At 72.3% G+C, this 26,827-nt stretch carries 26 protein-coding genes; 17 read left to right on the forward strand and 9 right to left on the reverse strand.

The window, feature by feature from the left end; translation table 11 throughout:
• Positions 1–126: 126 nt before the first annotated feature.
• Positions 127–987 carry a 3-hydroxybutyryl-CoA dehydrogenase gene (locus MB828_RS29000; protein ID WP_046726690.1) on the reverse strand — a complete coding sequence of 287 codons (861 nt, stop codon included), beginning with the start codon at positions 985–987 and terminating at the stop codon, positions 127–129.
• Between the two features lie 171 nt (positions 988–1,158).
• Between MB828_RS29000 and MB828_RS29005 the strand changes: the two genes are divergently transcribed.
• Positions 1,159–2,388: a glycoside hydrolase family 10 protein gene (locus MB828_RS29005; RefSeq protein ID WP_301650773.1), complete on the forward strand. Its 1,230-nt coding sequence runs from the start codon at positions 1,159–1,161 to the stop codon at positions 2,386–2,388.
• Between the two features lie 19 nt (positions 2,389–2,407).
• Here MB828_RS29005 and MB828_RS29010 read toward each other — a convergent pair whose 3' ends face one another.
• Both MB828_RS29010 and MB828_RS29015 read right to left on the reverse strand, forming a co-directional pair.
• On the reverse strand, positions 2,408–2,608 hold the full coding sequence (locus MB828_RS29010) for a DUF1918 domain-containing protein (RefSeq protein WP_046726688.1): 201 nt from the start codon (positions 2,606–2,608) through the stop codon (positions 2,408–2,410).
• A 13-nt stretch (positions 2,609–2,621) separates the two neighbouring features.
• Positions 2,622–3,563, reverse strand: a complete 942-nt coding sequence (locus tag MB828_RS29015) for a DMT family transporter (protein WP_301650774.1) — start codon at positions 3,561–3,563, stop codon at positions 2,622–2,624.
• On the opposite strand from MB828_RS29015, the gene MB828_RS29020 reads away from it, so the two are divergent.
• The 3 genes from MB828_RS29020 to MB828_RS29030 all read left to right on the forward strand — a co-directional run bounded on the left by MB828_RS29020 (position 3,562) and on the right by MB828_RS29030 (position 6,224).
• On the forward strand, positions 3,562–5,007 hold the full coding sequence (locus tag MB828_RS29020; RefSeq protein WP_301650775.1) for a PLP-dependent aminotransferase family protein: 1,446 nt from the start codon (positions 3,562–3,564) through the stop codon (positions 5,005–5,007). The two genes, MB828_RS29015 and MB828_RS29020, sit on opposite strands and share 2 nt — an antisense overlap.
• 60 nt (positions 5,008–5,067) lie before the next feature.
• Positions 5,068–5,514: a GNAT family N-acetyltransferase gene (locus tag MB828_RS29025; RefSeq protein WP_301650776.1), complete on the forward strand. Its 447-nt coding sequence runs from the start codon at positions 5,068–5,070 to the stop codon at positions 5,512–5,514.
• Between the two features lie 116 nt (positions 5,515–5,630).
• Positions 5,631–6,224, forward strand: a complete 594-nt coding sequence (locus tag MB828_RS29030; RefSeq protein ID WP_133025916.1) for a histidine phosphatase family protein — start codon at positions 5,631–5,633, stop codon at positions 6,222–6,224.
• A gap of 70 nt (positions 6,225–6,294) precedes the next feature.
• On the opposite strand, the gene MB828_RS29035 is transcribed toward MB828_RS29030, so the two are convergent.
• Positions 6,295–6,738 (reverse strand): DUF6314 family protein, encoded by a 444-nt coding sequence (locus MB828_RS29035; RefSeq protein WP_301650939.1) that lies wholly within the window; start codon positions 6,736–6,738, stop codon positions 6,295–6,297.
• Positions 6,739–6,884: 146 nt separating this feature from the next.
• Here MB828_RS29035 and MB828_RS29040 point away from each other — a divergent pair, with 146 nt between their 5' ends.
• Positions 6,885–9,380 (forward strand): alpha-L-arabinofuranosidase C-terminal domain-containing protein, encoded by a 2,496-nt coding sequence (locus MB828_RS29040; protein WP_301650777.1) that lies wholly within the window; start codon positions 6,885–6,887, stop codon positions 9,378–9,380.
• On the opposite strand, the gene MB828_RS29045 is transcribed toward MB828_RS29040, so the two are convergent.
• Both MB828_RS29045 and MB828_RS29050 read right to left on the reverse strand, forming a co-directional pair.
• A complete protein-coding gene (locus MB828_RS29045; protein WP_301650778.1) occupies positions 9,367–9,801 on the reverse strand; it encodes a carboxymuconolactone decarboxylase family protein in 435 nt (144 codons plus the stop codon). The two genes, MB828_RS29040 and MB828_RS29045, sit on opposite strands and share 14 nt — an antisense overlap.
• 144 nt (positions 9,802–9,945) lie before the next feature.
• On the reverse strand, positions 9,946–10,854 hold the full coding sequence (locus tag MB828_RS29050; RefSeq protein ID WP_301650779.1) for a LysR family transcriptional regulator: 909 nt from the start codon (positions 10,852–10,854) through the stop codon (positions 9,946–9,948).
• Between the two features lie 81 nt (positions 10,855–10,935).
• Here MB828_RS29050 and MB828_RS29055 point away from each other — a divergent pair, with 81 nt between their 5' ends.
• The 4 genes from MB828_RS29055 (at position 10,936) to MB828_RS29070 (ending at position 16,098) form a co-directional block, all read left to right on the forward strand.
• On the forward strand, positions 10,936–11,847 hold the full coding sequence (locus tag MB828_RS29055) for a DMT family transporter (RefSeq protein ID WP_301650780.1): 912 nt from the start codon (positions 10,936–10,938) through the stop codon (positions 11,845–11,847).
• A gap of 195 nt (positions 11,848–12,042) precedes the next feature.
• Complete coding sequence (locus MB828_RS29060; protein ID WP_301650781.1) at positions 12,043–14,679, forward strand: YfhO family protein; 2,637 nt, start codon at positions 12,043–12,045, stop codon at positions 14,677–14,679.
• Between the two features lie 25 nt (positions 14,680–14,704).
• Complete coding sequence (locus MB828_RS29065) at positions 14,705–15,679, forward strand: glycosyltransferase family 2 protein (protein WP_133025923.1); 975 nt, start codon at positions 14,705–14,707, stop codon at positions 15,677–15,679.
• Positions 15,679–16,098 carry a GtrA family protein gene (locus tag MB828_RS29070; RefSeq protein ID WP_301650782.1) on the forward strand — a complete coding sequence of 140 codons (420 nt, stop codon included), beginning with the start codon at positions 15,679–15,681 and terminating at the stop codon, positions 16,096–16,098. The genes MB828_RS29065 and MB828_RS29070 overlap by 1 nt, the downstream gene beginning before the upstream one ends.
• A 13-nt stretch (positions 16,099–16,111) precedes the next feature.
• Here the strand turns inward: MB828_RS29070 and MB828_RS29075 are convergent, their stop codons facing one another.
• The gene (locus tag MB828_RS29075) at positions 16,112–16,570 is read right to left on the reverse strand and encodes an Lrp/AsnC family transcriptional regulator (protein WP_301650783.1); all 459 of its coding nucleotides are present in this window, start codon (positions 16,568–16,570) and stop codon (positions 16,112–16,114) included.
• 80 nt (positions 16,571–16,650) lie between these two features.
• Between MB828_RS29075 and MB828_RS29080 the strand changes: the two genes are divergently transcribed.
• The 8 genes from MB828_RS29080 to MB828_RS29115 all read left to right on the forward strand — a co-directional run bounded on the left by MB828_RS29080 (position 16,651) and on the right by MB828_RS29115 (position 24,063).
• Entirely contained in the window at positions 16,651–17,736 is a 1,086-nt protein-coding gene (locus tag MB828_RS29080) for a Glu/Leu/Phe/Val dehydrogenase dimerization domain-containing protein (protein ID WP_301650784.1), read from the forward strand.
• A 45-nt stretch (positions 17,737–17,781) separates the two neighbouring features.
• Positions 17,782–18,810 (forward strand): N-acetyl-gamma-glutamyl-phosphate reductase, encoded by a 1,029-nt coding sequence (gene argC / locus MB828_RS29085; RefSeq protein WP_133025928.1) that lies wholly within the window; start codon positions 17,782–17,784, stop codon positions 18,808–18,810.
• Positions 18,807–19,982 carry a bifunctional glutamate N-acetyltransferase/amino-acid acetyltransferase ArgJ gene (gene argJ, locus MB828_RS29090; RefSeq protein WP_301650785.1) on the forward strand — a complete coding sequence of 392 codons (1,176 nt, stop codon included), beginning with the start codon at positions 18,807–18,809 and terminating at the stop codon, positions 19,980–19,982. Before argC ends, argJ begins: the two co-directional genes overlap by 4 nt.
• Entirely contained in the window at positions 19,979–20,881 is a 903-nt protein-coding gene (argB, locus tag MB828_RS29095) for an acetylglutamate kinase (protein ID WP_301650786.1), read from the forward strand. Before argJ ends, argB begins: the two co-directional genes overlap by 4 nt.
• The gene (locus MB828_RS29100) at positions 20,878–22,074 is read left to right on the forward strand and encodes an acetylornithine transaminase (RefSeq protein ID WP_133025931.1); all 1,197 of its coding nucleotides are present in this window, start codon (positions 20,878–20,880) and stop codon (positions 22,072–22,074) included. The genes argB and MB828_RS29100 overlap by 4 nt, the downstream gene beginning before the upstream one ends.
• 7 nt (positions 22,075–22,081) lie before the next feature.
• Positions 22,082–22,627, forward strand: coding sequence for an arginine repressor (locus MB828_RS29105; protein ID WP_046726675.1), 546 nt, complete (start codon positions 22,082–22,084; stop codon positions 22,625–22,627).
• 109 nt (positions 22,628–22,736) lie between these two features.
• Positions 22,737–23,324, forward strand: coding sequence for an RNA polymerase sigma factor (locus tag MB828_RS29110; protein WP_133025932.1), 588 nt, complete (start codon positions 22,737–22,739; stop codon positions 23,322–23,324).
• Positions 23,314–24,063 (forward strand): zf-HC2 domain-containing protein, encoded by a 750-nt coding sequence (locus tag MB828_RS29115; protein ID WP_301650787.1) that lies wholly within the window; start codon positions 23,314–23,316, stop codon positions 24,061–24,063. The genes MB828_RS29110 and MB828_RS29115 overlap by 11 nt, the downstream gene beginning before the upstream one ends.
• 1 nt (position 24,064) lies before the next feature.
• Here the strand turns inward: MB828_RS29115 and MB828_RS29120 are convergent, their stop codons facing one another.
• The gene (locus tag MB828_RS29120) at positions 24,065–24,886 is read right to left on the reverse strand and encodes a serine/threonine-protein kinase (protein ID WP_301650788.1); all 822 of its coding nucleotides are present in this window, start codon (positions 24,884–24,886) and stop codon (positions 24,065–24,067) included.
• Positions 24,883–26,679, reverse strand: coding sequence for an ABC transporter ATP-binding protein (locus MB828_RS29125; RefSeq protein WP_301650789.1), 1,797 nt, complete (start codon positions 26,677–26,679; stop codon positions 24,883–24,885). The genes MB828_RS29120 and MB828_RS29125 overlap by 4 nt, the downstream gene beginning before the upstream one ends.
• Positions 26,680–26,827: the final 148 nt, after the last annotated feature.

A 26,827-nucleotide genomic window follows, 5' to 3' on the forward strand; every position in this document is an offset into this window, starting at 1 on the left:
GTGCGAAGGGCATATGCGTGCCCGGCGTGCACACGGAGTGTGAAACACACGGGCCCGGCACCGATGACGGTGCCGGGCCCGTGGAGCATCGCTTCCTGTAGCCGGCCGCGGAAGCCGGGGTGGCGGTCAGCCGTAGGCGTAGAAGCCCGACCCGGTCTTCCGGCCCAGCCGGCCCGCCTCGACCATGCGCTGGAGCAGCGGGGGAGCGGCGTACAGCGGCTCCTTGTACTCGGCGTACATGCTGTTCGCGATGGAGACGATGGTGTCCAGGCCGATCAGGTCGGACAGTCGCAGCGGGCCCATCGGGTGCGCGCAGCCCATCTCCATGCCGTTGTCGATGTCCTCACGGCTCGCGATGCCGGACTCGAACATCCGGATGGACGAGAGCAGGTACGGCACCAGCAGTGCGTTGACCACGAAGCCGGAGCGGTCCTGGGCGCGGATCGCGTGCTTGCCGAGCACCTTCTCCGCGAACATCTGGGCGCGGCTGAGCGTGCCCTCCGAGGTGGTGAGCGCGGGGATCAGCTCGACCAGCTTCTGCACCGGCGCCGGGTTGAAGAAGTGGATGCCGATCACGTGGTCGGGGCGGGAGGTCGCGACCGCCAGCTTGACCAGCGGGATGGAGGAGGTGTTGGAGGCCAGGATCGCGTCCGGGCGTGTCACCACCTGGTCGAGCACCTGGAAGATCTCCGTCTTCACCTGCTCGCTCTCCACGACGGCCTCGATCACCAGGTCGCGGTCCGCGAACTCGCCGAGGTCCGTGGTGAAGCTCAGCCGCGCCAGCGTGGCGTCCCGCTCCTCGGCGGAGATCTTGCCGCGTTCGGCGGCCTTGCCCAGGGAGTTGTACAGCCGGGTGCGGCCGATCTCCAGGGCCTCGCCGGTGGTCTCGGCGACCCTGACGTCCAGACCCGCGCGGGCGCACACCTCGGCGATGCCCGCGCCCATCTGGCCGCAGCCCACGACTCCGACCTTCTCGATGTCGGTCACATCGTCCCTTTCGCTGATCTACGGGCGGCCGGCAGGACCTCCGGATCCGGTGCCTGCTCCGTTCGTGCACGTTACCCGTAAGTATCGATGATCGATCGTGCGGGTGGGGGCATCCTGTGCCGCGGAGGCGATCCGTGACCGCGCGGATCCGCAGAGTCAGAGGGGCTCACGATGGCACGGTTGTCCCGCAGGGCGTTCGCGTGGGCGGCGCTGTCCACGCTGACGTCGGCTGCCCCGGGCGCGGCGGCCGCCGCGCGACGCCCGCACCGGGCGGCCACCGAGATGCGGGGCATGTGGCTGGCGACCGTCTCCAACCGTGACTGGCCCTCGCGGGCCGGCCTCACCGCCTCGGACCAGCGCAGGGAGCTGACCGACATCCTCGACCGGGCGGTCCACTTCCGGCTCAACACGGTGATGCTCCAGGTACGGCCCACCGCCGACGCCCTCTGGCCCTCGCCGTACGAGCCCTGGTCGCAGTACCTCACCGGCACCCAGGGCAGGAACCCCGGCTGGGACCCGCTGGGTGTGGCCGTGAAGGAGGCCCACGCCCGGGGCCTGCGCCTGCACGCCTGGTTCAACCCGTACCGGATCGCCAACCACACCGACCCGGGCCGGCTGGTCGCCTCGCACCCGGCGCGCAAGCACCCGGACTGGGTGGTGCGCTACGGCGGCAAGCTCTACTACAACCCGGGCCTGCCGGCCGTCCGCGCCTTCGTGGAAAAGGCGATCCTGGACGCGGTCGCCAGGTATCCCGTGGACGCCGTCCACTTCGACGACTACTTCTACCCGTACCCGGTGGCCGGCCAGACCTTCGACGACGACGACGCCTACGACGCCCACGGCGCCGCCTTCTCCTCCCGGGCGGCCTGGCGGCGGGACAACATCGACAAGCTGGTGACCGAGACCGCCGCCGGGATCAGGAAGCTCCGCCCGGGCACGCGGTTCGGGATCAGCCCGTTCGCGGTGTGGCGCAACGCCGCCACCGACTCCCGCGGTTCGGACACCAGGGCGGGCGTCGAGACGTACGACGACCTGTACGCGGACACCCGGAAGTGGGTCCTGAAGAACTGGATCGACTACGTCGTCCCGCAGGTGTACTGGCAGATCGGCAACTCCGCGGCCGACTACGCCGAGGTCGTCGACTGGTGGGCGGGCGTGGCCAGGGGGACCGGCACCCGGCTGTACATCGGCGAGGCCCTGTACCGGGCCGGCGCCGCCGGCGCGCCCGCGGCCTGGCAGGACCCGGCCGAACTGTCCCGGCATCTCACCCTCGCAGGCAGGTACGCGGAGGTCGGCGGGCACGTCTACTTCGCGGCCAAGGAGGTGGCCGCCGACCCCCTCGGGGCCCTGTCGCGGGTGGCCGCCGACCACTACCGGCAGTCGGCGACCCCGCCGGACTGACCCGCGGGCCCCGTCGGGCTCAGAACTGTTGATGGGTCTCCTGGTGCCTGACCTGGCAGTCGGGACCGGGGGACATGATGGCCTCGTGGCCGTCCTCGAAGCGGACCCGGTAGGGCGGGTTGCCCTCGGGGCCCAGTACCTTGACGACGGTCGAGACCTGGTCGTGCTGTCCGACCACCCTGCCGTGCTGGACAAGCTGGTCGCCCTCGGATGCACGCATCTCCAGGGCCTCCTCACGATCGCGATCGTTGGGTGACGGCGATGCACACGAGCACGGCGGCGGCCGTGAGTGGAGCGGCCGCGGTGAGGTGCTCGCCCAGCAGCAGCACCGACCACACCAGTGTGAGCAGCGGCTGCGCCAACTGCAACTGGCTGGCCTTCGGGATGCCGACGGCCGCCATGCCCCGGTACCAGACCACCAGGCCGAAGAACTGCGAGCCCACCGCCACCCACAGCAGGCCGGCCACCCCGTGCACGCTCCACACCACCGGCTCGTACGCCAGCGCGACCGCCGCGACCGGCACGGTGAGCGGCAGACAGCACACCAGAGCCCAGCCGATCACCTGCCACCCCGGCATGACCCGGGCCAGCCGGCCGCCCTCGGTGTAACCGGCCGCGCACACCACCAGCGCGCCGAACAGGTAGCCGTCGGCGGCCGTGAGCGCCCCGCCGCTCTGGGCGACCGTGAACGCAAGCACGGCCACCGCACCCGCCAGGGCCGCCGCCCAGAAGGTGCGGGACGGGCGGACGCCCATGCGCAGGGCCGAGAAGAGGGCGGTGGTCAGCGGGAGCAGACCCACCACCACGGCCGCGTGCGAGGTGGTGGAGGTCTCCAGGGCGAGCGTGGTCAGCATCGGGAAGCCCAGCACGACGCCGAGCGCGACCACGGCCAGCCCCGCCCAGTGCCGGCGCTCGGGCAGCCGTATCCGCAGGACCAGCAGACAGCTGCCGGCCAGGGCCGCCGCGAGCACGCTGCGCACCGCCACCAGGGCCCAGGGGCCGAAGCCCTCCAGGCCCCAGGCGGTGGCCGGAAAGGTGAGGGAGAAGGCGACGACACCGAGGGCCGCCTGCGCGGTGCCCAGCCGGTGCGAGGAGGGAGCGGCAGCCCCGGGAGCCACCGGGGAGGTGCTGACCGCTATCGAACTCGGGTCGGTAGCGCTACTCTGTGCTCTCATGCAAGAGCGTAGCAGCGTGGCTGAACTGGCGGAACAGCTGCGACGGGATCTGGACCGCTACTCACCTGGTGGAAAGCTCCCGTCCAGCCGTGCCCTCGTGGAGCGGTTCCGGGTGAGCCCGGTGACCGTCTCGCGGGCACTGGCCCAGCTGGTCGCGGAGGGCCTGGTCGTCACCCGGCCCGGCGCCGGCGCCTTCCGGGCCAGGCCGCGCACCACGCCCGCGCCCGCCGGGGACACCTCCTGGCAGGAGGTCGCGCTCAGCGCCGACGGGGCCCTCGACGTGGTCCCGCGCACGGTCGACGTCTCCGGTGTGACGGTCTGCCTGGCCGCCCCGCCGCCCGGCGTCCTGGAACTCAGTGGCGGCTACCTGCACGCCTCCCTGGAACCGGAGCGCGCCATGGCGGCGGCGCTGGCGCGGGCCGGCCGGCGGCCGGGCGCCTGGGGACGGCCGCCGCTCGACGGACTGCCGGAGCTGCGTGAGTGGTTCGCCCGCGACATCGGCGGCGCCGTCACCGCCGCCGAGGTGCTGATCGCGACCGGCGGCCAGTCAGCCCTGGCCACCGCCCTGCGCGCGCTCGCCCCGCCCGGCGCCCCGGTCCTCGTCGAGTCGCCCACCTACCCCGGCATGCTGGCCATCGCCCGCGCCGCCGGCCAGCGCCCGGTCCCGGTCCCCGTCGACCCCGACGGCGTGAAACCGGAACTGCTCAGCGACGCCTTCCGCGCGACCGGCGCCCGGGTCTTCGTCTGCCAGCCCCTCTTCCAGAACCCGACCGGTGCCGTCCTCGCCGCCGACCGCCGCGCCGAGGTGCTGCGCATCGCCCGCGCTGCCGGTGCCTTCGTCGTCGAGGACGACTTCGTACGACGGCTGGTGCACACGGACGCGGGCCCGCTGCCCCGCCCGCTGGTGGCCGACGACCCGGACGGCGTGGTCGTCTACGTGGGCTCGCTGACCAAGGCGACGTCCCCCAGCTTCCGGGTGGCCGCCCTGGCCGCCCGCGGCCCGGTCCTGGAACGGCTGCGCGCCATCCAGATCGTCGACACCTTCTTCGTCCCGCGCCCGCTCCAGGAGGCCGCCCTCGAACTCGTCGGTTCCCCGGCCTGGCCCCGCCACCTGCGCGGTCTGTCGGCCGAGCTGAAGACCCGCCGCGACACGCTCACCGGCGCCGTCGCCCAGCACCTCCCCGAACTGGCCCTCCCGTACATCCCGTCCGGCGGCTACCACCTCTGGCTGCGCCTGCCCGACGGCACCGACGACGCGGCCCTGACCGGCGCCGCGCTCCGCGCGGGCGTCGCCATCACCCCCGGCCGCCCCTACTTCAGCGCCGAGGCCCCGGCCGCCCACGTCCGGCTGAGCTTCGCGGCGGTCGCCGGAGCGGGCGAGCTCACCGAGGGCGTACGACGGCTGCGCACGGCCTGCGACGAGGTGCTGAGACCCGGAACCTGACCGGAACCAGACCCGGAAATGCGATCGACGGCGGCGCGCGCGACCGGCGAGGATCGCCGCATGAACGATGCATCCGGCCTCCCCGAGGGCTACGAGTTCTCCGCCGACACCGACCGGGTGGACGTCGAACGCGTCCACCGCTGGCTGTCCACCGACGCCTACTGGGCGACCGGCCGTCCGCTGGACCAGCAGCGACGGGCGATGGCGGGCTCCCTCAACTTCGGGGTGTACGACACCGTCACCGGGGAGCAGGTGGCGTACGCGCGCGTGGTGACCGACCACGCGCTGTTCGCCTGGCTCGCCGACGTCTACGTCGACCCGGTGGTGCGCGGCAAGGGTGTGGGCACCGCCATGGTCGGGGCGATCCGTGAACACCTGCGGCCGTCCGGGGTGCGGCGGGTCCTGCTGGCCACCCACGACGCGCACGGCGTCTACGAGAAGGTCGGATTCGCCCCGCTCGAACACCCGGACCAGTGGATGGCGCTCTACTACCCCGCACCGGAGTGACATTCGGGGCGACTTGTCGGACACCTCCGGACCACTGGGTAACATTTCCTCCACCTCCGCCAAGTCGCCGCCCGAACGCTCTTGACCTGCGCACATGGGCGTCACACCATCGCCGCATGTCACTTCGGGTCACGTTCGTCGCAGCCGCGCGCAGCTCACCGCTGCTCGCCGAGCGTTTCGAGGACGACCGCCCGCTGGACCAGGCGGGCTGGCAGGAGGTGCAGCGCGTCATCGGCGAACTGCTGCCGCTGGCGGCGGCCGAGCTGCGCTACTGCTCGCCCACCCCGCGCAGCCGGGCGACCGGGGAGGGCCTGGGCTACGCCCCGCTGGTCCAGCTCGCCCTGCGCGACTGCGACATGGGCCGCTGGCGCGGGCTGACCCTGGGTGAGGCGATGGCGCGGGAACCGGACCAGGTGGACGCCTGGCTCGCCGACCCGCGCGCCACCCCGCACGGCGGCGAGTCGCTGCTGGGGTTCATCGCCCGGGTCGGCGGCTGGCTGGACACCCGTCCGGTGGGCGACGGCGGCCGGATCGTCGCCGTCGCCGAGCCCTCGGTGATCCGCGCCGCCGTCGTGTACGCCCTCAAGGCGCCGCCCTCGACCTACTGGAACATCGACGTGCGCCCGCTGTCGACGACCACGGTCACGGGCCTCGCCGGTCGCTGGAACCTGCGCTTCGACGCCGTCGCGGCGCAGTCCACGCGCCCTTGACCACGCCCCCTGACCGGATCGACGCAGACGTCACGACGGCCGGCCCCGGCGTCCCCGGGGCCCGTCGCGGTCAGCCCTCGCGCGTGTAGTCGGTCGTCAGGACCAGGTCCTTCGCCGGGCCGCCCACGCGCCACTCCGTCCGCCAGCGGTCGGCGTCGCGGACCGTGAACTCGCCCCGGTAGAGGTCAGCCGCGCAGGGATGGTCGGCGACGTACCGCCCCGACGTCAGATCCAGGTCGTGGAAGAACCGCCCGTCGGCGAACCGCACGTCCACGGTCCCCGGACGCGCGCCCGGCAGGAACCGCAGTGTCCGCTCGGCGGGCCGCGCCACGCCCTGCCAGGTGAACGTCCCCGACTCCTCGTGCAGGAGCCCGCCCCCGTCCAGCGGCCGGAACACGGTGGTCCCCTCGAACCGCCCCGTGTCCCCGCGCGCCAGGTCCCGCACGGTCCGCTCGACCCGCCACCGCCCGGCCAGATGCGCCAGCGCGTCCGGCACCGGCCAGAACCCGTCCATGTCGCTCACCTCACCGACCCTACGCCCGCCCCATTGACGCGCTCATGCCCCGTACCTATCTTTCCGTTCGAAGTGCTGACCACTGTCCGATATATCGAACAAGAATGAGCAACTCCCTCAACTCCTCCACGAGCCGCGGAGTACTTATGTCACGCACCACCCGCACCCGGCCGCGCCGCCTGAGACACATCCTCGGGGCGAGCGCCTTCCTGCTCGCGGCCGGCCTCGTCCCGGCCCCCGCCCACGCCGAGGACGCCACCGACTACGCGATCACCGTCGACCCCACGACCCGGGGCGCGGAGATCGACAAGACGATGTACGGCGTCTTCTTCGAGGACATCAACCGTGCCGCCGACGGCGGTCTGTACGCGGAACTGGTCCAGAACCGGTCCTTCGAGTACACGACCGACGACAACACGTCGTACACCCCGCTCACCGCGTGGACGGTCACCGGCACCGCCCAGGTCGTGAACGACGCCGGCCGCCTCAACGACCGCAACCGCGACTACCTCGCCCTCGCCGCCGGTTCCGCCGTCACCAACTCCGGCTACAACACCGGCATCCGCGTCGAGGACGGCAAGAAGTACGACTTCTCGGTCTGGGCCCGCGCCGACGCCGGCACCACCCTGACCGTCAGCCTCCAGGACGCCGGCGGCACGCTCAGCGCCGCCCGCCGGGTGGCCGTGCGGAAGAACGGCTGGGCCAGGTACCGGGCGGCCTTCACCGCGACCCGCACCAGCTCCACCGGCCGCCTCACCGTTGTCAGTTCGGCGGCCGCCGCGCTCGACATGGTCTCGCTCTTCCCCCGCGACACCTACAAGCACGAGCCCAACGGCCTGCGCAAGGACCTCGCCGAGAAGATCGCCGCCCTGCACCCCGGCTTCGTCCGCTTCCCCGGCGGCTGCCTGGTCAACACCGGCTCCATGCAGGACTACAGCGAGGCCTCCGGCTACCAGCGCAAGCGGTCGTACCAGTGGAAGGACACCGTCGGCCCGGTCGAGACCCGTGCCACCAACGCCAACTTCTGGGGATACAACCAGAGTTACGGCCTCGGCTACTACGAGTACTTCCGCTTCGCCGAGGACGTCGGCGCCATGCCGCTGCCCGTCGTGCCGGCCCTGGTCACGGGCTGCGGCCAGAACAGGGCGGTGGACGACGACGCGCTGCTGAAGCGGCACATCCAGGACACCCTCGACCTCATCGAGTTCGCCAACGGCCCGGCGACCTCGAAGTGGGGCAGCGTGCGGGCCCGGATGGGCCACCCCGAGCCGTTCCACCTCACCCACATCGAGGTCGGCAACGAGGAGAACCTGCCCACCGAGTTCTTCGCCCGCTTCACGCGGTTCCGGTCGGCCGTCCAGGCGAAGTACCCGTACATGCGGGTCATCTCCAACTCCGGCCCCGACGACTCCGGTACGACCTTCGACACGGCCTGGCAGCTCAACAGGGACGCCAAGGTCGACATGGTCGACGAGCACTACTACAACAGCCCGCAGTGGTTCCTGCAGAACAACGACCGCTACGACTCCTACGACCGCAGCGGCCCGAAGGTCTTCGTCGGCGAGTACGCCTCCGGCGGCAACGCCTTCAAGAACGGCCTCGCCGAAGCCGCCTACATGACCGGCCTGGAACGCAACGCGGACGTCGTCAAACTCGCTTCCTGCGCACCGCTGTTCGCCAACGAGGACTACGTCCAGTGGCGCCCGGACATGGTGTGGTTCAACAACCACGCCTCCTGGGGCTCGGCGGACTACGAGGTGCAGAAGCTCTTCATGAACAACGTCGGCGACCGGGTGGTGCCCTCCACCGCGACCGGCACACCGTCGCTGCTCGCCCCGATCTCCGGCGCCGTCGGCCTGTCCACCTGGAACACCAGCGCCGCCTACGACGACGTCAAGGTGACCGGCGCGGACGGCGCGACCCTGCTCAGCGACGACTTCTCCGGTGACGCCGCACAGTGGACGCACACCGGCGGCGGCAGCTGGGCGGTCCAGGACGGCCAGTACGTCGAGACCTCCGACACCGCCGAGAACACCATGGTCCAGGCCGGCGACCCGGCCTGGCACGACTACGACCTGCACGTGAAGGCCACCAAGAGGTCCGGCAAGGAGGGCTTCCTGGTCGCCTTCGGCGTCAAGGACACCGGGAACTACTACTGGTGGAACATCGGCGGCTGGAACAACACCCAGACCGCCGTCGAACAGGCCGTGGACGGCGGCAAGTCCACGCTGATCGCCAAGGCCGGGTCGGTCGAGACCGGCCGGACCTACGACGTCGACATCAAGGTGCGGGGCCGGCAGGTCACCCTCTACCTCGACGGCCAGGAGTGGGGCAGCTTCAAGGACGACAAGCCGGCCGAGCCCTTCCGGCAGGTCGTCACCGAGGACCGGAAGACCGGCGACCTGATCGTCAAGGTCGTCAACGCCCAGTCCACGGCCGCCCGCACGGCCGTCGACCTCGGTGACGCCAAGGTGTCGCGAAAGGCGCGGGTGACCACGCTCGCCGCGGCGCCGGACGCGGTGAACACGGAGACGTCCACCGCGGTCGCCCCGGTCACGTCCACCTTCACGGGGGTCGCCGACCGGTTCACCTACACCTTCCCGGCGAACTCGGTCACCTTCCTGCGGATCAGGCAGAAGTAGCGTCCGGCGCGGGCTGCTGGGCCACCGGCAGCAGCCCGCGCTCGGCGAACACCTTCTTCGCGACCGAGGTGGCGTTGAGGGCCTTCGGGAAGCCGCAGTACCCGGCGGAGTGCAGCAGGGCCTCGACGATCTCCTCGGGGGTCAGGCCCATGTTCAGGGACGCGTTGACGTGCACCTCCAGCTGCGGCTCGCAGCCGCCCAGTGCGGTGAGCATGCCCAGGGTCACCAACTGCCGGTCCCGGGGCGCGAGTCCGGGGCGGCTGTAGATCTCGCCGAAGCCCCAGGCGACGACCTGGTGGCCCAGCTCGGGGTTGATGTCGGCCAGCGAGTCGATGACCCGCTGCCCGACCTCTCCGTCGACCTTCCGCAGGACCTCCAGGCCGTGGGCGAAACGTTCTTCGCGTGTGGTGCTCTCGCTCATGTCAGCTCTTCCGTTCTCCTCGGATCCGGTCACGACCAGAAGAACGCTAGGAGCTGGAGCGCGCTCCAGGTCAAGCCGGTTTCACTGGCAGCCCGGCCCCCGTGCGGAGGGGGTCGGGAGAGCAGCCGAGAACACGGGGTCCGCTCAGCCGGTGTCCCGGCTCCGGATGGCCCGCGCGGCGGCGAGGAGTTCACCCAGGACGGTCCGCACCGCTCCGCGCGCCGCGCTCTCGGGGCGGTGGAGGACGTCGACGTGGCGGTGCGCCCCGATACCGCTGAGCGGTCTGAGCACCACACCGGGGTGCGGACGGGACGTCCAGCGGGGCATCAGGGCGATTCCGCCACCCGCGGCGACCACCTCGGCGACCACCGAGATCTCGTTGACCCGGTGGACGATCTCGACCCGGCGGCCGGCCGCGGCGGAGACGGCGTCGACGGTCGCGAGGAGCGGAAAGCCGTCGTGCACGCTGATCCAGGGCTCGTCGGCGACGTCCCGCGCGGTCAGGGCGGACCGGCCGGCCAGCGGGTGGCCGACGGGCAGCGCGATGTCCAGCGGCTCGCGCAGCAGCGGGGTGACGACGGTGGTCCGCGGCCACGGCGGGGCGTGGTCGAGGCGGTGGGCGACGACCAGGTCGTAGCTCCGGGTCAGGGGCGGGAAACCGGCCTGGGGCACGTCCTCGTCGTGCAGGGCGAGCCGCGGGGCGCCCGGGGTCCGCAGCCGTCGCAGCAGCAGCGGGTAGAACGCGGCGGCCCCGCTGTGGAAGGCGGCCAGCGACACGGTGCCCGCGGGCTCGTCGACGTACTCCTCGATGGTGTGGCGGGCCCGGGCCAGCGCCGTCTCCACACCGATCGCCGCCTCGGCCAGGGCCTGTCCGGCCGCCGTGAGGACCAGTCGGCGCCCGGCGCGTTCGGTGAGCGGGACCGGGACCGAACGCTGGAGCAGGCGCAGTTGCTGCGAGATCGCCGAGGGCGTCACGCGCAGCGCCTCGGCGACCGCCGTGACGCTGCCCAGTTCGCCCAGCTCCCGGAGGACCCGCAGCTGCCGTTCGTCCACCACGTCAGTGTAGCTTCGCTAAAGGATCGGTTGAGCAAGTCGTCGTTTACTTCAACGTGCAGGTCCGCGAGGGTGGACGGCATGCCCGCCACCCGCCGTACCGATGGGGTGCTGCTGGCCGTCGCCGTCGTCTGGGGCTCCAGCTATCTGACGGCGAAGACGGCCACGGACGCCCTACCCGTGCTCACCGTCCTCTTCCTGCGCCACGCGATCGCCGCACTTGCCTGTGTCCCCGTGTTCCGCGGCCCCGGTGCCCCGAGCCGCGACGAGAGGCGCTGTGGCGGGCTGCTCGGCCTCACCCAGGCCGCCGTCCTGGTCCTGGAGACGTACGGCGTCGCCCACACCAGCGCCGGGAACGCGGGCCTGATCATCAGCCTCACCCTGGTGCTCACGCCGGTCCTGGACCGCGCGCCGCTGCCGGGGAGGTTCTTCCTCGCCGCCGGAGTGTGCCTCGCCGGGGTCGCGTTGCTGGTGTCAGGCAACGGGCTGCACGCCCCCGGGGCCGGTGACCTGCTGATGCTCGCGGCGGCGGTGGCCCGGGCCGGCCATGTGGTGCTGGTCGGACGGGTGACCGCGGGCCGGTCCCTGCGCCCGCTGCCGCTGACGGCCGTGCAGAGCGTGGTCGGTGCGGTCCTCTTCCTCGGGCCCGCGGCGCCCGGTCTCCCGGCGCTCTCCCGGACCGCCCCCGGCACCTGGGCGCAACTCCTCTACCTCGCCCTCTGCTGCGGTCTGTTCGCCTTCCTCGCCCAGACCTGGGCGATCCAGCGCACCTCCGCGACCCGCGCCGGGCTGCTCCTCGGCACCGAACCGGTGTGGGCCCTGCTGGTCGGCGTCGGGCTCGGCGGCGAACACCTCACCGTGCTCGCCGCGCTGGGAGCCGCACTGGTCGTGACCGGAACGTACTGGGGCCGGTCCATCGAAAGCGCCCGGCGGTCAGGAGCCGTGCCGGCGGCCCCGCTCGGCGCCGCCACCGACCTCTCACAGACGCGTTAACCTGAAAAACATTCCCCGGAAAACTTTCGTTTCCCCTGAGGTCGTGAATTCTTTCCTTATCGCACGGGGATTCGGAATTCGGCTTATTACTTCACAGGCGAGACACAACCGTCAGCGACCTCTCCCCGTCTAAGTCGGCGAAACAAAGACCATCGGGGAGTAACACCCCCGGTTTTTCTCTGGGGGCCGCACAGAATGATTCGCACCACCCTGACCGGGCGTGAACAGGGGGTGAGACCGGCGGGGGAGGCAGAGCAGGAATCCGGTCCCGCGGGGCGGCTCGGTGCCCGCCCCCGGACGGCCGCCGCCCTGCTCGCGGCCCTGCTCACCACCGTCGCCTTCTGTGCCGCCGACGCCGCCGCCCGCAGCTACCCGTTCGGCCCCCGTACCCGCAGCGTCAACGACCTCGGCAACCAGTACGTGCCCTTCCACGCCCACCTGTGGGACCTGCTGCACGGCAGGGCCGACGGCGGGCTCCTCGTCAACTGGCAGTCGGGCTACGGCTCCAGCTTCCTGCCGGACGTCGGCACCTATCTCAGCAGCCCGTTCGCCCTCCTGGTCGCGGTGTTCCCGCGCGACGAGATCGACCTCGCGGTGTACGCGATCACCGTGCTGAAGACGGCGACGGCCGGCGCCGCCATGGCCTGGCTGCTGCTCAGTCTGCGCCCGGGCCGCTGGTGGGCGGCCGGCCTGCTGGGCGCCTCCTACGCCCTGTGCGGCTGGAGCCTGGCGCTCGCCTCGTACAACCCGATGTGGCTCGACGGCCTGATCGCGCTGCCGCTGCTCTGCCTGGCCGGTGAGTGGATCATGGCCGGCCGGCGCCCGCTGCTCGGCGTGGTGGTCGTCGCGCTCGCCTGGACCGCCAACTTCTACACCGCCTACATGGCCACCCTGGGCGCCGCCCTGGTGCTGCTGCTCCGGCTGGTGCTGGCCGAACCGCCGTGGCGCCGCGCCCTCGCGGTCGTGGGCCGGGCCGCGGTGACCGTCGGGCTCGGCGTCGGACTGGCCGCGCCGCTGGTGGTCGTCGTGTACTCCGGCACCAAGCACGCCTACCCGGGCCGCGAGGGCCACTTCGCCCCGGTCGGCACCGAGGACCTGCTCGCCCGGCTGCTGCCGACCACCTACAGCTACAGCTCCCCGGCCCTCTACGTCGGCATGACGGCCCTGCTGCTGGCCCTGGCCCTGCCGTTCCACCGGGCGGTCCCGGTCCGGGTACGGGCCGGCTGGACCGTGCTGGTCCTGGCGGTCGGCCTCTCCCTTCAGTGGGCACCGACCAGCCTGGTCTGGCACGCCTTCGCCGCCCCGAACGGCAGCTCCTACCGCCAGGCCTTCGTGTTCTGCGCCCTGCTGGTGATCGCCGCCTGGCACGCACTCGCCCACGGTCTGCCGGACCGGCGGGCGCTGGGCGCGGCGGCCGTGCTGCTGGTCCTGGTCGCGGCGGTCGCGAGCCGCAGCTCCCTGACCCAGCGGCACTCCCACCTCACCTGGCCGGTCGTGGCGCTCGCCGCCGTGGGCACCCTCGGCGGGCTCGCCCTCCTCGCCCGCGGGAACGGGCGGCCCGCGCTGGTCGGGCTCGCCGCGCTGCTGCTGATCGGCGCGCAGTTCGGCGAGGCCGCCGCCACCTCCGCGGTGGCCACCCACCGGCGCCTGGGCGAGATGGACGACTACGCCCCCTGGGGCGACCGCCAGCGGCGCGAGGCGGAGGCCGTGGCCCGGGCGGACGCCTGGCCGAAGTACCGCACGGAACCCGGCCGGGAGCAGACGGTCGCCAACGACCCGATGACGGTCGGCGGACAGGGCGCCCAGTACTACAGCAGCCTCACCTCCGACGTCCTCGGCCGCACCCTCACCGCGCTCGGCGACGGCTGGACCTCGCGCGGCCGCAGCCTGCAGAGCCTCGACAATCCGGTCACCGACGCGGTGTTCTCGGTGGGCGCCCGGGTACACAACCCGCCGGACCCGCACCAGAAGTGGCTGCCCCAGGGCGGCGGCCCGTCGACCCTGACCCGCGAGGACGTCCCGCCGCTGGTGACCGTGCGGCCGGCCGCGGCCCGGTCCACGCCCGCCGCCTTCGGCCCCTCGCCCTACCGCAACCAGGAACTGCTGCTGGGCGCCCGCGTCTACACGCTGCCCGCCACCGCCCTCAGCGGGGCCCGGAAAGGCGACGAGGTACGGGGGCTGCTGGTGGACGGGGAGCGGACGCTCACCGCGCGCTGCCGGCCCGGCGACTCGGTCTTCCTGTGGGCGCCGCACTACTCGGGTACCGCCCGACTCCCCGGCGACGGCGGACAGAAGCTGTACCGGTCGGACGCCGAGGGCACCAGGATCGCCGCGATGCAGCCGCTCGGCACGGTTCCCGCCGCCGGGCAGGTCCGCATCGAGCTGAAGCCCGACCGGCTCAGCCGGGTTCCGGCGCGGGGCGCCGTCGGCTGCCTCGACACGGCCCGACTGCGGGACGCCGTACGGCGGTTGACGGCGTCCGCCGCGACGGAGGTGACCGTCTCCGACGGCACGCTGCACGCCCGGCTCCCCGCCGGCAGCGAGGGCACCGCCGTGGTGGCCGCCCCCCGGATCGCCGGCTGGCGGTGCTCCACGGGCGGCGCCGAGACCCCGGCGGGCGAGTACTACGGCCTGATCGCCGTCCCCCTGCACGGCTCCTCGACCAGCCTCACCTGCACCTTCCACCCGCCCGGTCTGCGCCTGGGCAGCGCAGTCGGCGGCGCCTCGCTGCTGGCCCTGCTCCTGCTCGGCGCCGTCACGGCCGTACGCCGGAGATCCGCCGCCCGCTCCGGCGAGCCGACGGCCACCGGGCCCACGACCACCGCTCACTGACCCGTCCCCAGGGGGAGAAGAACCGATGCTGATATCGATCGTGGCGCCCTGCTACAACGAGGAAGACGTCATCGAGCGCTTCCACGAGCAGGTCCAGAGGATCGCCAACGAACTCCTGCCGCTCGGCCACGACATGGAGTTCGTGTACGTCGACGACGGCAGCCGCGACCGCACGCTGACCCTGCTGAGCCGGATCGCCGACGGCGACTCCCGCGTCCGGTACGTCTCCTTCAGCCGCAACTTCGGCAAGGAGTCGGCCCTGCTCGCCGGTCTGAAGCACGCGACGGGTGACTGCGTGATCGTCATGGACGCCGACCTCCAGCACCCGCCGGAGCTGATCAAACGCATGGTCGAACTGCGCGCCGAGGGCTACGACCAGGTCATCGCCAGGCGGACCCGGCAGGGCGACCGCTTCACCCGGACCCTCACGGCCCGTCTCTACTACCGGCTGATCAACCGGCTCGTCGACGTCGAACTCGTGGACGGCGTGGGCGACTTCCGGCTGATGTCACGCCGGGTGGTGGACGCGATCGTGGACCTCACCGAGTACAACCGCTTCTCCAAGGGCCTGTTCGCCTGGGTCGGGTTCCCCAGCACCACCTTCGAGTACGAGAACGCGGTGCGCGAACACGGCACCAGCTCCTGGTCGTTCCGCAGTCTGCTCAACTACGGACTGGACGGGCTGCTCTCCTTCAACAACCGCCCGCTGCGCGCCGCGCTCTATCTCGGTATGACCCTGCTGGCCCTGGCCGGCGTGTACACGGCGTGGATCGTGGGCGCGGCGATGATCCACGGCGTGCAGACGCCCGGCTATGTCACCATCATTACAGCCGTCACCGCCCTGGCCGGCGTCCAGATGATCATGCTCGGGGTCATCGGGGAGTACACCGGCCGGATCTACTACGAGGTCAAGGGGCGCCCGCACTTCCTGGTGAAGGCGACGAACGTGGACCGTACGGAAGACCGCACCCGCGGCACGACGAAGGACCTCATCCCCTGATGCCGAACGCCACCCTGTCGACCACCACGGGACCCACCCGCCCGATATCCGGGCAGATCATCACCTTCGCGGTGGTGGGTGTCGTCAACACGGCCACGTACTACGGCCTTTACCTGCTTCTTCTCAGGTATTTGCCGTACCTCGCCGCGCACGTCGTCGCCTTTGTGCTGAGCATGGTCGGCTCGTTTTTCCTCAATGCCAAGTTCACTTACCGGATCCGTCCCACCTGGCGGAAATTCCTGCTCTTCCCGCTGACCAACGCGACGAATTTCGTGATCACCACTGTGGGTGTGTACGTGATCGTCGACGTACTTCACGTGGGCAGCGAGTTCGCGCCGCTGATGGCGTCGGCGGCGGCGATTCCGGTGACGTTCGTGGTGTCGCGGTGGGTCATGCTGCCGAAGGTCGAGGCGGCCTAGCCCGCCGCGGGCCTCACTCGGGCAACGGGTCCAGCACCGGGTTGGTCAGGTGCTGGTAGATGATCGACGTGCGGAAGCCGACGATCTCGCGCCGGTCGGTGAACTGGTCCAGCAGGAAAGCGTGCAGATGGTCGATGTCCTGGGCCGTGACGTGGACGAGGAAGTCGTCGCTGCCGGCCATCGTGTAGACGGACACGACCTCCGGCAGTCGGGTCACCGACTGCTCGAAGGCCGCGACGACGTCCCGGCGCAGCGGCCGGATCTGCGTGGCCACCATCGCCTGCACCGGGCGGTTGAGCGCCCGCAGGGAGATCTGCGCCCGGTAGCCCTGGATGACACCGCGCCGGTGCAGCAGTCTGGTCCGCTCCAGGCACGTGGAGGGCGCGATGCCCAGCCGCTCGGCGAGCGCGCGGTTGGACAGCCGACCGTCCACCTGCAGATGGTGCACGATCGCCGAATCAACTTCGTCCATGACTGCCTCCACACCCCTCGTGCCGAATTTAGTTCGGCCCGATGCCCTGTGATCCGTGCATCACCCTAGCTTCGGGGCGCATGAGCCAAGCATTCGAGCATGAAGAGGTCGTCGTCCGTCGCGGTCGCCGGTCGGGGCTGCCGCTGATCGTCGCCGTCCACTCCCGCGTTCTGGGCCCGGCGGTCGGCGGGTGCCGGCTGCGCCGCTACGACACCTGGCAGGACGGGCTGACGGACGCGCTGCGCCTGTCGGAGGCCATGACCTACAAGGCCGCGGTGGCCGGGCTGGACTTCGGCGGCGGCAAGAGCGTCATCGCCCTCGGCCGGGACACCGGACTCACCGCGGAACTGCGCGAGGCCGCCCTGGAGGACCTGGGCGAGCTGATCGCGTCGCTGGCGGGGTCGTACCGGACCGGCCCCGACATCGGCACCGGACCGCAGGACATGGTGGTCCTGAAGCGTTTCTCGCCGTACGCGTACTGCGCGCCCGCCGGGCACGGCGGGACCGGCGACTCCGGCGGACCCACCGCGACCGGTGTGCTGGCCGCGCTGCGGGCCGGAGCCCGGCACGTGTTCGGCGACGCCTCCTGTGCCGGGCGCACGGTGGTCATCAGCGGTTTCGGTTCGGTCGGCGGCAAAGTCGCGGCCGGCCTGGCCGCCGAAGGCGCGCGCGTCGTGGTGTCGGACGTGGACAAGTCCCGCAAGGGCGCGGCCCTGGCGAGCGGGTACGGCTGGGTCGAGCCTGACCGCGCGCTGTCCGCGCCCGCCGACATCCTCGTTCCCGCCGCCGTCGGCGGCGTCCTCGACGCGGCGGCCGTGCGCCGGCTTGCCGCGCCTCTGGTCGTCGGCCCGGCCAACAACCAGCTCACCCACGAGTCCGTCGCCGACGACCTCGCGGAACACGGCGTCGTGTGGATCCCCGACTACGTGGCCGGTGCCGGCGGCATCGTCTACGCGCTCAGCCGGGAGTCGGAGAACCACGACCACGAGGCCGCCCACCGGCGGGTGGAGGGCATCGGCGACACCGTCGGCCAGGTGCTCGGCCTGGCGCGTTCGGCCGGTGTCACCCCGCTGGCGGCCGCCCGCCGCATCGCCGAGGCCCGGCTCGCCGCGGCACCCGCACGACCGGCGCGGTCTCGCCCCTCCTCCTCCGCATACATTGCATAAAAGTGCAGCGAACCGTATAGTCATGCCATCAGGAGGAGGATGGACATGGCGGTACGTGCGGCGGTGGCCGGAGCGAGCGGGTACGCGGGCGGAGAGGTCCTGCGGCTGCTCCTCGCGCACCCCGAGGTCGAGATCGGCACCCTGACCGGCAACTCCAACGCGGGCCAGCGCCTGGGCGCGCTCCAGCCGCACCTGCTGCCGCTGGCCGACCGGGTGCTCGCGGAGACGACCCCCGAGGCCCTGGCCGGGCACGACGTCGTCTTCCTCGCGCTGCCGCACGGCCAGTCCGCCGCCGTCGCCGAGCGGCTCGGCCCGGACGTCCTCGTCGTCGACATGGGCGCCGACTTCCGCCTGAAGGACCCGGCCGACTGGGAGCGCTTCTACGGCTCTCCGCACGCCGGCACCTGGCCCTACGGCCTTCCCGAACTGCCGGGTGCCCGCGCCGCGCTGGAGGGGTCCAAGCGCATCGCGGTACCCGGTTGCTACCCCACCGCCGTCTCCCTGGCCCTGTACCCGGCCTACGCCGCCGGGATCGCCGGGCCCGAGGCGGTGATCGTCGCCGCGTCCGGCACCTCCGGCGCGGGGAAGGCGCCCAAGCCGCACCTGCTGGGCAGTGAGGTCATGGGCTCCATGACGCCGTACGGCGTGGGCGGCGGCCACCGGCACACCCCCGAGATGATCCAGAACCTCAGCGCCGCGGCGGGGGAGCGGGTCGCCGTCTCCTTCACGCCGACGCTCGCGCCGATGCCCCGGGGCATCCTCGCCACGTGCAGTGCCGCGGCGAAGGACGGCGTGACCGCGGAGTCCGTCCGCGCCGCCTACGAGAAGGCCTACGCCGACGAGCCCTTCGTCCACCTGCTCCCCGAGGGCCAGTGGCCCGCCACGGCGTCCGTCTACGGTTCCAACGCCGTTCAGGTGCAGGTCGCGTACGACGAGGCCGTCGGCCGCATCATCGCGATCAGCGCCATCGACAACCTGACCAAGGGCACCGCCGGCGGTGCCGTCCAGAGCATGAACCTCGCCCTGGGTCTCGCCGAGACCACCGGGCTGACCACGATCGGAGTTGCGCCGTGAGCGTGACGGCAGCGAAGGGATTCACGGCGGCGGGCATCGCCGCCGGGATCAAGGAGAACGGCAACCCGGACCTGGCCCTCGTGGTCAACACCGGACCCCGCCGTGCCGCCGCGGGCGTCTTCACCTCCAACCGTGTGAAGGCCGCGCCGGTGCTCTGGTCCGAGCAGGTGCTCAGGAGCGGCCAGGTCTCGGCCGTCGTCCTCAACTCCGGCGGCGCCAACGCCTGTACGGGTCCCAAGGGCTTCCAGGACACCCACGCGACCGCCGAGAAGGTCGCCGAGGTGCTGGGGCGCGGCGCCATCGAGGTGGCCGTTTGCTCGACCGGCCTGATCGGCGTGCTGCTGCCCATGGACAAGCTGCTGCCCGGTGTCGAGACCGCCGCCGCCCAGCTCTCCGAGCACGGCGGTGAGAAGGCCGCCATCGCCATCAAGACCACCGACACCGTGCACAAGACGTCCGTCGTGACCTGGGGGTCCCCCCGGACGGAGTCTGGGGGAGGCTGGACGGTCGGCGGCATGGCCAAGGGCGCGGGCATGCTCGCCCCCGGCCTCGCCACCATGCTGGTCGTCCTCACCACGGACGCGGTCGTCGGGAGCGAGGACCTGGACAAGGCGCTCCGGGCCGCCACCCGCACCACCTTCGACCGCGTCGACTCCGACGGCTGCATGTCCACCAACGACACCGTGCTGCTGCTCGCCTCCGGCGCCTCCGAAGTCACCCCGGAGTACGCGGAGTTCGCCGAGGCCGTGCGTGCCGTCTGCGACGACCTCGGGCAGCAGCTGATCCGCGACGCCGAGGGCGCCAGCAAGGACATCAAGATCGAGGTGGTCAACGCCGCCTCCGAGGACGACGCCGTCGAGGTGGGCCGGTCCATCGCCCGCAACAACCTCCTCAAGTGCGCCATCCACGGCGAGGACCCCAACTGGGGCCGGGTGCTCTCCGCGATCGGCACCACCCGGGCCGCCTTCGAGCCCGACCAGCTGAACGTCGCCATCAACGGCGTCTGGGTCTGCAAGGACGGCGGGGTGGGCGAGGACCGCGAGAAGGTCGACATGCGCTACCGCGAGGTGCACATCGTCGCCGACCTCGCCGCGGGCGCCGAGACCGCGACGATCTGGACCAACGACCTGACCGCCGACTACGTCCACGAGAACAGCGCGTATTCGTCATGAGCATCACGCGTAAGCACACCGCGCTGCCCAAGGCGCAGACCCTCATCGAGGCGCTGCCCTGGCTGGTCCGTCACAACGGCAGGACCGTCGTGATCAAGTTCGGCGGCAACGCCATGATCGACGAGGACCTGAAGGCCGCCTTCGCCCAGGACGTCGTCTTCCTGCACCACGCCGGCCTCAAGCCGGTCGTCGTGCACGGCGGCGGCCCGCAGATCAGCGCCGCCCTCGACAAGCACGGCATCGTCAGCGAGTTCAAGGCCGGCCTCCGGGTCACCACCGAGGACGCCATGGACGTCGTACGGATGGTGCTCGCCGGGCAGGTCCAGCGCGAGCTGGTCAACCTGCTCAACCAGCACGGGCCGCTCGCCGTCGGACTGACCGGCGAGGACGCCCACACCATCACCGCGACCAAGCACCAGCCCACGATCGACGGCGAGTTGATCGACATCGGGCGGGTCGGCGAGATCACCGCGATCGACACGGGCGCGATCGAGGCACTGCTCGCCGACGGCCGGATCCCGGTCGTGTCCTCCATCGCCCGCTCCCAGGACGACGGGCATGTCTACAACGTCAATGCTGATACGGCGGCTGCGGCACTCGCTGCTGCTCTGGGCGCCGAAACCCTCATGGTCCTCACCGACGTCGAGGGCCTCTACGAGGACTGGCCGAACTCCGACGAGGTGATCAGCCGGCTCACCGCTTCCCAGCTGGAGAAGCTGCTGCCGGAGTTGAGCGCCGGCATGGTGCCGAAGATGGAGGGCTGCCTGCACGCCGTGCGGGGCGGCGTGCAGACCGCCCGGGTCATCGACGGCCGGGTCCAGCACTCGATCCTGCTGGAGATCTTCACGGACGAAGGCATCGGCACGATGGTCGTGCCGGACGCGGAGGGGGACTCATGAGCAACCAGGAACTGACCTCGCGCTGGCAGGGCGCGCTCATGAACAACTACGGCACCCCGCGGCTGCCCCTGGTGCGCGGTGCGGGCGTCAAGGTCTGGGACACCGACGGCCGGGAGTACCTCGACTTCGTCGGCGGCATCGCCACCAACGCGCTCGGCCACGCCCACCCGGCGATCGTCGAGGCCGTGAGCGGCCAGATCGCCTCACTCGGCCACATCTCCAACTTCTTCATGGCCGAGCCCACCGTCGCCCTCGCCGAACGGCTGCTCCAGCTCTTCGGCCGGGACGGCAGGGTCTTCTTCTGCAACTCCGGCGCCGAGGCCAACGAGGCCGCCTTCAAGATCGGCCGGCTGACCGGGCGGACCCACATGGTCGCCACCGACGGCGGCTTCCACGGCCGTACCATGGGCGCCCTCGCGCTCACCGGCCAGCCCGCCAAGCAGGACCCGTTCCGCCCGCTGCCCGCCGACGTCACGCACGTGCCCTACGGGGACGCGCAGGCGCTGGCCGCCGCGGTCACCGAGGAGACCGCCCTCGTCGTCATCGAGCCCGTCCAGGGCGAGAACGGTGTGGTCGTGCCCCCGGCCGGCTACCTCAAGGCGGCCCGCGCGATCACCGCCGCCACCGGCGCCCTGCTCGTCCTCGACGAGGTGCAGACCGGCATCGGCCGCACCGGCACCTGGTTCGAGTACCAGGCCCACGAGGGCGTGCTGCCCGATGTCGTCACCCTCGCCAAGCAACTCGGCGGCGGACTGCCGCTGGGCGCCACCGTGGCCTTCGGCCGTGCCGCCGAACTGCTCCAGCCGGGCCACCACGGCACCACCTTCGGCGGCAACCCGGTCGCCTGCGCCGCCGGGCTCGCCGTCCTCGACACCATCGAGAACGAGGGGTTGCTGGAGAACGTCAAGCGGCAGAGCGGCAGGTTGCGGGACGGAATCGAGGGTCTCGGTCACGGGTTGATCGATTATGTCCGGGGGACGGGTCTCCTCCTGGGTATCGTGCTCACCGAGCCGCGCGCGGTACAGGTGCAGCAGGCGGCTCAGGAGGCCGGGTTCCTGGTGAACGCGCCCGCTCCCGACGTCGTACGGCTGATGCCGCCGCTGAACCTCCGCGACGCCGAGGCGGACGCCCTGCTCGGGGCCCTGCCCGGCATCCTCGACGCAGCGAGCGGGGACGGACGATCCGGAGAATGAGACGACGATGAGCCACGCGCAGGAGTTCGACCAGTCCGGCGGGGCGGGGCCCGCGGTGCCGCAGACCCGGACCGCCCGGCACCGCCGGATCGTGGACATCCTCAACCGGCAGCCGGTGCGCTCACAGAGCCAGCTCGCCAAGCTGCTCGCCGACGACGGGCTCACGGTCACCCAGGCGACCCTGTCCCGGGACCTCGACGAGCTGAACGCGGTGAAGATCCGCAACACCGACGGCGAGCTCATCTACGCGGTCCCCAGCGAGGGCGGCTTCCGCACCCCCCGCGCCCCGCTGGGGGAGTCGGCCAAGGAGGAGCGGATGCGCCGCCTCTCCCAGGAACTGCTGATCTCGGCCGAGGCGTCCGCGAACCTGGTCGTCCTGCGCACCCCGCCCGGCGCGGCCCAGTTCCTGGCCTCGGCCATCGACCAGGCCGAGCTGCACGACATCCTGGGGACCATCGCCGGCGACGACACCCTGCTGCTCATCAGCCGGGAGCCGACCGGCGGCCAGGCCCTCGCCGAGCATCTGCTGCGCCTGGCCCAGAACGGCCACTGACCCGCGTGCGGGGTCCGGCCCGCCGACGGAGAATGGTTATGTGATCTTCCGCGGCGAGCGGTCAGGCGGGCGGGCAATCTCCTGGCGGCCGTCGAACGTATACAGAGGTGTGACGGGCTTCCGGTTCCCTGTCGGCCGCCTCCCGGACGAAGCTCTGCTGTCCGGGCTGGCCACCGGAGACCCGGAGCTCGCGGTGATCTTCGTACGGAGGTTCCAGCACCGGGTCTTCGGGGTCGCCATGGCCGTCACCGGGGACCAGCAGCTCGCCGAGGACATCGCCCAGCAGACCTTCGAGCGTGCCTGGCGGCACGCCCAGATCTACGACTCGCGCCGTGGCTCGGTCACCACCTGGCTGACGACCATCGCGCACAACCTCGCCGTCGACGCCGTCCGCGCCCGCCGGACGGAGCCGATGGCACCCGAGGACCTCGACCCCCTCCTCGACGCCGTCACCGAGACGCCCGAACGGTGGGCGCTGGCCGACGAGGCCTCCACCCAGCTCCGGGCCGCGCTCGGCCGGCTGCCCAGAGAACAGGCGCGGGCCCTGTTGATGGCGGGCATCCACGGCATGACGGCCCAGCAGGTCGCCGACGCTGAAGGGATCCCGCTGGGCACCGCGAAGACCCGGATCAGAACGGCGATGGCGAGGCTCCGCACCGCACTCACGGCTCCGGAGGGAGGCGACCATGTCCGGTGACGCACACTGCGAGAAGCTGCGGGAGGCCGGCGCCGAACTGGCCCTGGGCGTGCTGCCCGGCCGTGAGCGGGCGGAGGCCGTCGCCCACCTGGACGGGTGCGCGGACTGCCGGGAGTACGTCCGTCAACTGACCGGCATCGGCGACCGGTTGATCGGCCTGCTGCCGGAGTGCGAGCCACCGCCCGGCTTCGAGACCCGGGTGGCGCGCAGCCTCGGCGAGCAGGCGGCGGGGCCCGAGGGGGCCGCCCGGCGTGCCCCCCAGCACCTGCGCGGCCGCGCCCGGCGGGCCCGGCTGCGGCTCGCGGCGGCGGCCGCCGCCCTCGCCGTCGCGGTCGGCTTCGCCGGCTGGGGGATCGGCACCGTCGTCGAGGGCGCCACCGCCTCCCCACCGGCCGCCGTCGAGTCCGAGCCCGTGCTGGTCGGGGACATGATCCCGGCGGGCGGCGGGGAGCCCGTCGGCGAGGTCTACGCCCACCCCGGCAGCCCCGCCTGGATGTTCGTGTCCGTCGCCCTTCCCGGCACCCCCTACAACGGCAGGATCACCTGCCTCCTGCAACGCGCCGACGGCACGACCACCAGGGTCGGCGACTTCCCCGTACGGGACGGACGCGGCAACTGGGGGGTGGCGGTCCCCGTCGACCTCACCCGGTACTCCAGCACCCGTCTGACCAGCGCCGACGGGACCGTGCTCGCCACCGCCCGGCTGGCGCAGGCCAAGGTGGTGACACCCGTGGCGTGACTCACCGGCCGGGGACCGGGGCCGGCAGCGCGGCCTCCAGGGCGGCGGCCAGACCGGCGACGGTGGGACGGGCCGCGGGATCCTCCCGCAGACAGCCGTCCACGGCGGCGGCGAGCGCGCGGGGGAGCCGCCGCCGGGACGAGAGAGGCGGCGCCCGGTGCTCCGCGACGGCCCCGCCGTCACCGAACGGTCCGGCTCTGCAGGCCGCTTCGAACAGGGTGACGCCGATGCCCCACACATCGGTGGCGGCCGTGAGCGTCCCGCCGCGGGCCTGCTCGGGAGCGCGGTAGCCGCGGGTGCCGAGCCCGGCGGGGGCGGGGCCGGGCCGCCGGGCCACGCTCAGGTCGAACACCTTGGCGTGCCCGCGGTCCACCACCACGTTGGCCGGCTTGAGGTCCAGGTGCAGCAGGCCCCGGCCGTGCAGGTAGTGCACCGCCGAGCACAACTGCACGCCGAGCAGCGCCACGTCGGCGGCGGCCGGCCGCCGCCGCAGCCGGTGCAGCAGGTGGGAGAGCGTCTCACCGGTCAGCGTCTCCAGGACGACCAGCGGTTCGGGGGAGCCGAACACCTCGTACCCGCGGACCAGATGCGGATGGCTGAACTCCCGCAGCCAGCGGCCCTCCCGCAGCAGCCGCGCCGCCAGCGCCCGCTCGTCCCGCCGGTCGGGACGCACCACCTTGATCACACACCGGCAGTACCGCTCCCGGCTCCAGGCGTCGTGGACGTCCAGCCACCCGGTCCGCGTGAGATGCGCCAGCACCTCGTACCCCGGGACCGGTTCCGTGCCCGGCGCCAGCGGCGGCACCGTGACCGCGGGGCTCATGACAGCACCGCTCCCGCCTGCAACCGGTGCAGCCGTGCGTACGGCCCCTCGCGTGCGAGCAGATCGGCGGGCGCGCCGTCCTCCACGACCCGGCCGTGGTCGAGGACCACGATCCGGGTGGCGTCGCGGACGGTCAGCAGGTTATGGGAGATGACCACGGTCGTCCGGCCCGCCATCAGCCGGCGCAGCGGCTCCATGATCCGCCGGCCCGACCGGACGTCGAGCCCGGCGGTCGGCTCGTCCAGCAGCAGCACCGGAGCGTCCCGGATCATCGCGCGGGCGATCGCCAGCCGCTGGCACTGGCCGCCGGAGAGCGTCCGGCCGCGCTGGCCCACGAGGGTGTCGTAGCCCTCCGGGAGCCGTTCGACGAACTCGTGCGCGTCCGCGGCCCGGGCCGCCGCGACGATCTCCGCGTCGGTGGCCGAGGGCCGGCCGTAGGCGATGTTCTCCCGTACGGTGCCGTGGAAGACGAGCGTCTCCTGGAGCAGCACCGCCACACTGTCGCGCACGTCGGCCAGGCACAGCTCGCGCAGATCGGTCCCGTCGAGGCGGACCGCGCCCCGGTCGGGGTCGTAGAACCGCAACTGGAGCTTCGCGACCGTGGACTTGCCCGCCCCGCTCGCCCCGACCAGCGCCAGGGTCTCGCCGGGCGCCACCCGGAAGGACACGTCCGACAGCGCGGGGGCCGCCGCACCGGGATAACCGAACCACACCCCGTCGAACTCCACCGCGCCGCGCGCCCGCCGGATCCGCCGGGCGTGCGGCGCCTCGGCCACCTGGGGCCGCTGGTCGAGCAGTTCGATGATCCGTTCCGCCGAGGCGGAGGCCGCGTAGAAGGTGGTGCCCAGCCCGGACAGCCCGTGGACCGGGCCGTACAGCTTGCCGATCAGGGCGAGGAACACCAGCAGCCCGCCGAGCGTGAGCCGGCCCCTGGCCAGCTCCCAGGTGCCCAGGCCCAGTACCGCGAGACCGCCCGCCACCTCGACGAACTCGACCACGGGCGCGTACACGGCCCGGATCCGCGCGGAGGTCATCGTCGCCCGGAACCTGCCGACGCTCTCCCGCTCGAACCGGTGCGCCTCCCAGCCCTGCCGGTTGTACGCCTGCACCAGCACGACGTTGCCCAGGGACTCCTCGGCGATCGCGCTGAGCGAGCCGGTGCGCTGTCTGCGCTCCCGTGACGCGTCCTTGATCAGGCGGGAGAAGTGCCGGGCGCAGCCCCAGAAGAGCGGTACGACGGCGAGGGAGACCAGCGTCAGGTCCCAGCGCAGGTAGCACAGCAGACCGAGGAAGACGGCGAGCCGGATCACGTAGTAGAGGGCGTCGGCGACGCCGGAGAGCAGGAACGTCTCGACCGCGTCGACGTCACCCGTGACGCGGGACAGCACGTCGCCGAGCCGGCGGCGCTCGAAGAAGCCGAGCGACAGCCCCTGGACATGCCGGAACACGTCGCAGCGCAGCGCGAGCAGGAAGCGTTCGCCGACCCAGGTGGACGTCACCTCGTCGGCGAAGCCGAGCACGCCGGAACAGACGACGAGGCCCAGGAAGGCGGGCGCGATCCACAGGAACGGCCGCAGCTCCCGGGCGACCAGCACGTCGTCGACGAGGATCTTGAAGAGCCAGAGCTCGGCCGCGTCCACGACGGGCGCGGTGAGGCTCAGCAGCACGACGGGCACGAGCCAGCGGCGGCCCCCGCGGGTGTACGGCCAGAACCGCCGGAACACCTCGCGCGGGGAGACCGGGGGCGCGGCCGCCACGACGGGCACCTCTCCCACGACGGGCACCTCTCCCATGGCACGGGCTCCTCACCGACAGCCGACGGCCGACATCCGGCAGTCAGACGGCCGACAGCCGGTGGCCGACCGCCAGACGGCCGACCGTCGGCCGCCGGCCACCGCTGAGCGGACCGGCCGCTCCGGTTGCCGGTCCGCTCACCCTTCC

Source organism: Streptomyces arenae, from assembly GCF_022343545.1.
Lineage (GTDB): Bacteria > Actinomycetota > Actinomycetes > Streptomycetales > Streptomycetaceae > Streptomyces > Streptomyces humi.

Excerpts from the sequence above, each read along its gene's own strand:
- MB828_RS29005 (WP_301650773.1), top strand. The coding sequence starts at position 1,159 with ATGGCACGGTTGTCCCGCAGGGCGTTCGCGTGGGCGGCGCTGTCCACG.
- MB828_RS29010 (WP_046726688.1), bottom strand. The coding sequence starts at position 2,608 with ATGCGTGCATCCGAGGGCGACCAGCTTGTCCAGCACGGCAGGGTGGTC.
- MB828_RS29020 (WP_301650775.1), top strand. The coding sequence starts at position 3,562 with ATGCAAGAGCGTAGCAGCGTGGCTGAACTGGCGGAACAGCTGCGACGG.
- MB828_RS29015 (WP_301650774.1), bottom strand. The coding sequence starts at position 3,563 with ATGAGAGCACAGAGTAGCGCTACCGACCCGAGTTCGATAGCGGTCAGC.
- MB828_RS29025 (WP_301650776.1), top strand. The coding sequence starts at position 5,068 with ATGAACGATGCATCCGGCCTCCCCGAGGGCTACGAGTTCTCCGCCGAC.
- MB828_RS29030 (WP_133025916.1), top strand. The coding sequence starts at position 5,631 with ATGTCACTTCGGGTCACGTTCGTCGCAGCCGCGCGCAGCTCACCGCTG.
- MB828_RS29035 (WP_301650939.1), bottom strand. The coding sequence starts at position 6,738 with ATGGACGGGTTCTGGCCGGTGCCGGACGCGCTGGCGCATCTGGCCGGG.
- MB828_RS29040 (WP_301650777.1), top strand. The coding sequence starts at position 6,885 with ATGTCACGCACCACCCGCACCCGGCCGCGCCGCCTGAGACACATCCTC.
- MB828_RS29045 (WP_301650778.1), bottom strand. The coding sequence starts at position 9,801 with ATGAGCGAGAGCACCACACGCGAAGAACGTTTCGCCCACGGCCTGGAG.
- MB828_RS29055 (WP_301650780.1), top strand. The coding sequence starts at position 10,936 with ATGCCCGCCACCCGCCGTACCGATGGGGTGCTGCTGGCCGTCGCCGTC.
- MB828_RS29060 (WP_301650781.1), top strand. The coding sequence starts at position 12,043 with ATGATTCGCACCACCCTGACCGGGCGTGAACAGGGGGTGAGACCGGCG.
- MB828_RS29065 (WP_133025923.1), top strand. The coding sequence starts at position 14,705 with ATGCTGATATCGATCGTGGCGCCCTGCTACAACGAGGAAGACGTCATC.
- MB828_RS29070 (WP_301650782.1), top strand. The coding sequence starts at position 15,679 with ATGCCGAACGCCACCCTGTCGACCACCACGGGACCCACCCGCCCGATA.
- MB828_RS29075 (WP_301650783.1), bottom strand. The coding sequence starts at position 16,570 with ATGGACGAAGTTGATTCGGCGATCGTGCACCATCTGCAGGTGGACGGT.
- MB828_RS29080 (WP_301650784.1), top strand. The coding sequence starts at position 16,651 with ATGAGCCAAGCATTCGAGCATGAAGAGGTCGTCGTCCGTCGCGGTCGC.
- argC (WP_133025928.1), top strand. The coding sequence starts at position 17,782 with ATGGCGGTACGTGCGGCGGTGGCCGGAGCGAGCGGGTACGCGGGCGGA.
- argB (WP_301650786.1), top strand. The coding sequence starts at position 19,979 with ATGAGCATCACGCGTAAGCACACCGCGCTGCCCAAGGCGCAGACCCTC.
- MB828_RS29100 (WP_133025931.1), top strand. The coding sequence starts at position 20,878 with ATGAGCAACCAGGAACTGACCTCGCGCTGGCAGGGCGCGCTCATGAAC.
- MB828_RS29105 (WP_046726675.1), top strand. The coding sequence starts at position 22,082 with ATGAGCCACGCGCAGGAGTTCGACCAGTCCGGCGGGGCGGGGCCCGCG.
- MB828_RS29115 (WP_301650787.1), top strand. The coding sequence starts at position 23,314 with ATGTCCGGTGACGCACACTGCGAGAAGCTGCGGGAGGCCGGCGCCGAA.
- MB828_RS29120 (WP_301650788.1), bottom strand. The coding sequence starts at position 24,886 with ATGAGCCCCGCGGTCACGGTGCCGCCGCTGGCGCCGGGCACGGAACCG.
- MB828_RS29125 (WP_301650789.1), bottom strand. The coding sequence starts at position 26,679 with ATGGGAGAGGTGCCCGTCGTGGGAGAGGTGCCCGTCGTGGCGGCCGCG.